This window comes from uncultured Chryseobacterium sp. (genome assembly GCF_913776365.1).
Classification (GTDB): domain Bacteria; phylum Bacteroidota; class Bacteroidia; order Flavobacteriales; family Weeksellaceae; genus Chryseobacterium.
In genome coordinates, this window is the sequence record NZ_CAJYMO010000117.1 from 1 (window position 1) to 5,096 (window position 5,096).

General features: G+C 44.2%; 5 protein-coding genes and 1 pseudogene. All 6 read left to right on the top strand.

Annotated elements, in window-relative coordinates; all coding sequences use genetic code 11:
- A pseudogene (locus tag QZ735_RS05720) lies at positions 1-1,067 on the top strand (hypothetical protein); the annotation flags it as partial.
- A gap of 361 nt (positions 1,068-1,428) precedes the next feature.
- Entirely contained in the window at positions 1,429-2,262 is an 834-nt protein-coding gene (locus QZ735_RS05725) for an SDR family oxidoreductase (protein ID WP_294245433.1), read from the top strand.
- A gap of 98 nt (positions 2,263-2,360) precedes the next feature.
- On the top strand, positions 2,361-2,789 hold the full coding sequence (locus QZ735_RS05730) for an SRPBCC domain-containing protein (RefSeq protein WP_294245436.1): 429 nt from the start codon (positions 2,361-2,363) through the stop codon (positions 2,787-2,789).
- A gap of 35 nt (positions 2,790-2,824) precedes the next feature.
- Positions 2,825-3,292 (top strand): SRPBCC domain-containing protein, encoded by a 468-nt coding sequence (locus tag QZ735_RS05735; RefSeq protein WP_294245437.1) that lies wholly within the window; start codon positions 2,825-2,827, stop codon positions 3,290-3,292.
- A 76-nt stretch (positions 3,293-3,368) separates the two neighbouring features.
- Positions 3,369-3,827 (top strand): hypothetical protein, encoded by a 459-nt coding sequence (locus QZ735_RS05740; RefSeq protein WP_294245440.1) that lies wholly within the window; start codon positions 3,369-3,371, stop codon positions 3,825-3,827.
- Positions 3,828-4,367: 540 nt separating this feature from the next.
- A partial coding sequence (locus tag QZ735_RS05745; protein WP_294245443.1) for a hypothetical protein occupies positions 4,368-5,096 on the top strand: 729 nt, incomplete at its 3' end.

Here is a 5,096-nt window from a genome sequence, read left to right on the forward strand (position 1 = left end):
CAGGCGGAAAAACCAAAATGAAAGTCGGGAAATTCGATGTCAGGCTGCATTCAGTTTCTACTGACAGGAACATCATGAAAGAACCCATGCCCCTGCACATCGGGAACCGTCTGGTTACAGCCGGGAATATTGATGTGGATGCCGGGAAATATTACCGGCTTAAAGTCGCCGGAATCAAAAATACCGGAAAAACAACCCGTCTCACAGATTTTGCATTCCTTCCGAAATATTCGCGTGCCCAATTCAACCGGATGATTGCAGTGGAAGAAGACCTCTACACGATCAGAATAAAATCCGTTGATATCGCAGATAAGAATTCAATCATCGGAAAAAATACGAATATTGACCTGGACCGCATCATCGTCGACGGCATCAACTGTAACATCTACCATGATCTTGCACCGCCGGACGATGTGAAAACAAGGTATATGTTCAGCAAGAAGCTCCGCGATGTGAAGTTCCCCCTTTTTGTAAGGAAGATAGACATCAGGAATTCCAGGCTGGCTTATGAGGAAGTGGCGGAAAAGGCCCAGATCCCGGGAAAGATCACTTTTGAAAACTTCAGTGCATCCATTGATAACGTCAACAGTGCAAAGATGAAAGGCAGGCCTACCCTGATAAAAGTAGACTCCAGGTTCAGATTCTTCGGGGATGCCGATACCCGGGTCCAGTGGCAGTTTGATGTGGCTGATAAAAGTGACAGGTACGCCATTAAAGGAATCATCAATGACCTGTCCGTAGATAACGCCAATCTTTTCGTGCGGCCTTATCTCAATGTAAGCCTGGATGGAACCATCCATTACATGAAATTTGATTATACCGGGAACAGCAAAATGATCGGCGGCAATTTCTTTTTCCGGTACAGTGACATGCATGTGAATTTAATGAATAAAAATACAGGAAAAGAACGGAAGCTGCTGAGCGCCATTGCCAATATCTTTATTAAAAATGATTCCAAGGGAGAGCCGGATCATGTGGAGGTGGAAAAAGAGCGGGATCCTGAAAAAAGCTTTTTCAATACCCTCTGGCAGGGGATCATGGAAGGTCTTAAGAAATACCTGCTCTGATCATAACCCGGCAACAGCAGAAGCCGGTTTAAAACCTAGTTTTCAGGGAACTGAGGTGCCCTGTTGTTGACCCGGATCCTACCCGTTCCGTCTGGCTGGATATTTACCTTTACCGGTATTGCCCCGATGAATTGTACCTGTTTTAAGAGGGTGATATTCCGGATAAAACCTGAAGGATTCCTGTAAATCGCTTTACAAGGATAAAGCCTACAATGTATTGCAGAAGATCAAAAACTTTGCAATTCATACGGTAATCTGACCGGGATCATGCCGTACATCAATGCACTATATTCTGCCGGTTTAATACCCTGAATGGCTGTTTCGGCTTGCTGTTTGATATAGGTACGGAAAAGATTGACAGATGAAGACACAGAATACGGCAGACGCCAGATCGGAAGTTCCGGAGGAAGGGGTTTTACCCGAAATTATCAGAGAAGATTATAAGGGAAGCGGGAGACTGGCCGGTAAAAAGGCGCTGATCACCGGTGGTGACAGCGGAATCGGGCAGGCCGTAGCAGTTCATTTTGCCAGAGAAGGGGCAGATGTAGCCATCGTTTATAAAGAAAGTGACGATGATGCGCAGGAAACCCTTAAGCTGGTAGAACAGGAAGGGCAACAGTGCATCGTCATCAGGGGTGACCTTACCGATTCAACATTCCGATCCGGCTGCGCAGAAAAGATCAAGACGGCATGGGGAAATCTTGATATTCTCGTAAACAATGCAGGAATCCATACTTCCAGGGACAGCCTGGAAGAAATTACGGACGAGCAGATCCTGGAAACTTTCGATACGAATATTATTTCCATGATCTCCTTCACCAGGAATTTCCTTCCGCTGATCGTGGAAGGAGGCCGTATTATCTGCACTACTTCCGTAACGGCTTACCGGGGCAGTGATCATCTCATCGATTACGCAGCAACCAAAGGGGCTATTTTAACCTTCATGCGGTCACTGGCAACCAACCTTGCAGAGAAAAAGATTCTGGTGAACGGTATAGCACCGGGCCCGATCTGGACACCGCTGGTAAAAGAAACTTTTGATGATCTGTCCACCTTCGGGAAAGATACCGCCCTTAAAAGAGCAGGACAGCCTTCTGAAGTGGCCCCGGCTTACGTATTTCTAGCCTCGCAGGAAGCAAGCTACATTACCGGAGAGGTCATCCACATCAACGGCGGTGACTTCGTAGGCGGATGATACCCGGGAAGATAAAAAGATACAGCTTATACTATTATTACACAAAGACAGGAGGCCGGCTTTAACAGCAGCCGCTCCTGGATACCAATTACATCACAATGGAACAATTACAATTTGAAATCATGATCAATGCAGAGCCTGAAAAGGTATGGAGTGTACTTTGGGACGACATTTCCTACAGGCAGTGGACGACAGCGCTGAACGAAGGGTCTTTTTACCAGGGAAACTGGGAGGAAGGAAGCATCATGAAATTCTTTGACTCCCATAACAACGGAATGTACAGCCGGGTGGAAAAGCATATCCCTGCACAGGAGATGAAGCTCATTCATTTAGGTGAAATTTTTGACGGTGTGGAAACCCCGATGGACTGGGGAGCTGCCGAAGAAGACTATCTGCTGGAAGAAAACGAGGAAGGCACTGTGCTAAGGGCAAACATCAGCACCAAAGAGGAATTCAGGAATTTTTATGAAGAAAAGTATCCGAACGCACTGAGAATCATTAAAAACCTATCTGAAAACCAACTCTGAAAACAGGAGTTGTCACTTTATATCATACAATACATATGGAAACACTGTCTTATGAAAAAGTAATCGATGCTCCCAGGCAGGCAGTCTGGGATGTATTGTGGGGAAACGAAACATATCCGCAATGGACGCAGTTTTTTGAAAAAGGATCCGAAATGAAATCAGACTGGCAGGTAGGAGGAAAGACCTATTTCCTGAATGCCGAAGGCAGAGGAATGGTCTCTACCATAGACAGTCTGCAGCAGCCGGATCATGTGGTCTTCAAGCATCTGGGAACTGTGGATAAGGAAGGGAACGAAGATACCCGGAGCAGGGACGTCATGCAATGGAGCGGATTTTACGAAAGGTATCTGCTGATTGATTTCGAGGGCCGTACAAAACTACATATTGAAGTGCAGGCAGATAAAAACTGGCACGACAGGCTGGAAAAGGGATTTACCGAAGGCCTTGAGATCGTAAGACAGCTGGCGGAACAGGGTAAATCATATGACAGGAATAGCTTTTAACGATCCGCAGCTTTGGTTTATTTATTACTTACCGTAGTTTTATACTGACGGCCGATCATCGTCTTATCCGATACTTATGAAATTACTCACTATTCTTTTTGCCGCTTTTTTATTGGGACTTATCGCGACCAGGATTTTTCAGGGCGAATGGAACTTTTTGTTTTCCGGAAATCTGGGGATGGCTGCATTTGTTGCTTTCACCGGACTCGCACACTTCAGGTTCCAGAAAGGAATGGCGATGATGATCCCGGAATATATTCCGGCAAAAATGTTCTGGGTATATGCTACGGGTGTCATTGAGATCGCAGCGGGAATCGGTCTTATGTTTCCCCAAAGCCGGGAGATCACCGCTGCCTTACTGATTATCTTCTATATCCTGGTCTTTGTGGCCAATATCAACTCATCCCGAAAGAACATCAACCTGTTCAAAGCAGATTATTCAGGCCCGGGAATGGATTATCTTTACCGGGAAAGAATACCCATGCAGATTATCCTCATTGCCTGGACCTGGTATTTTGGTATTTATCTCCAATGAAGATTTCGTTAATCCGTTTCAGCGTTGAAAACGGCATCTGATTTTTTCACTTCCTGTGGAAAAACATTACCTGTCAACAATTTACGGAATGATGGCTTTTATCATAAAAGTTTTATAAAAGTATTTCCGATCTTTATATGGATTTACCATTCTATACTACTGAAAAACAGCTACATCATTTTATGCTTTTATTTTTATTAATCATAATTATTTAAATAGTTAATATTATTAATTAATATACCACAATATATTTATTTTTTACGTATAAATACGGAATTTGATTGAAAATATTAAAATAGTTTTGGTCTTTGGCACTGTAATTGTTTACTTTTATGCGAGATCGATATTCTATACATAATAAATTTAATAACCCCATGAAAACATATCAGATTAAAAATATTTTAAAAACCCTTATAAAATAACAAAGAGAATTACTTAGTCCATTCCCTTTTTTTTAATGCTTTGAGATGGCTGCAGTTTTATACTGCGGATATACTTACTGTACCCTTATACTAACATGCTATAACACATTTATTATTTATGAAAACTTCTATTTGTTTTTCAACAGGACTCAGGGCAAGATCACTCTATGCCGCTGCAGCCCTGTGCCTTGCTGCGTTGATGCCCGAGTATGCATCGGCACAAACAAGAATTATTGTCAACCCGGGTCTGGAATTCGGGGTTTCCAATGGAACCACAGCTTATCTGGATACCAATTTTACATCGAACGGCATTCTTGATGCTGGCACCGAAGTTACCTGGCCCTGGTATACTACACAACTGGTACAGTCCGGCAGCTGTGCACCGGGAGGGGTAGGCAACTGTCATCCCATTAAAGTATGGGGAACCTCGAATACCGGAGTACCGGCTGCCCAGGGAACCAATTTCGTGGAACTGAATGCATTTACCAATGCCATGATGTACCAGAATATGTATCTTACGACAGGGGATGATATCAATTATTATTTCCGGCACCGGGCAAGAACGAGCAGTACGGAGCAGGCAGCCATGATCATTGAAGATGGAAACCAGAATGTAGTGGATATAATCAGCAACAGTGCTTTGCCGTCCAGTACGGGGGCATGGTCTGTCAATCAGGGGACCTACACCTTTACAGGAGCTTCCGGGATTTACCGGATCGGGTTCCGGCCACAGAGTTCCACCGCTCCTGATAACGGCAACTTTGTGGATGATATCCGCGTTTCCCTGAAACCGATGATGGACCTTAAATTTTCCAATCCGCAGACTTCCTGTGAAGGATTCAGCAAC

Bases quoted from the DNA above. Each gene is read 5' to 3' on its own strand.
- QZ735_RS05725 (WP_294245433.1), top strand. From the start codon at position 1,429: ATGAAGACACAGAATACGGCAGACGCCAGATCGGAAGTTCCGGAGGAA.
- QZ735_RS05730 (WP_294245436.1), top strand. From the start codon at position 2,361: ATGGAACAATTACAATTTGAAATCATGATCAATGCAGAGCCTGAAAAG.
- QZ735_RS05735 (WP_294245437.1), top strand. From the start codon at position 2,825: ATGGAAACACTGTCTTATGAAAAAGTAATCGATGCTCCCAGGCAGGCA.
- QZ735_RS05740 (WP_294245440.1), top strand. From the start codon at position 3,369: ATGAAATTACTCACTATTCTTTTTGCCGCTTTTTTATTGGGACTTATC.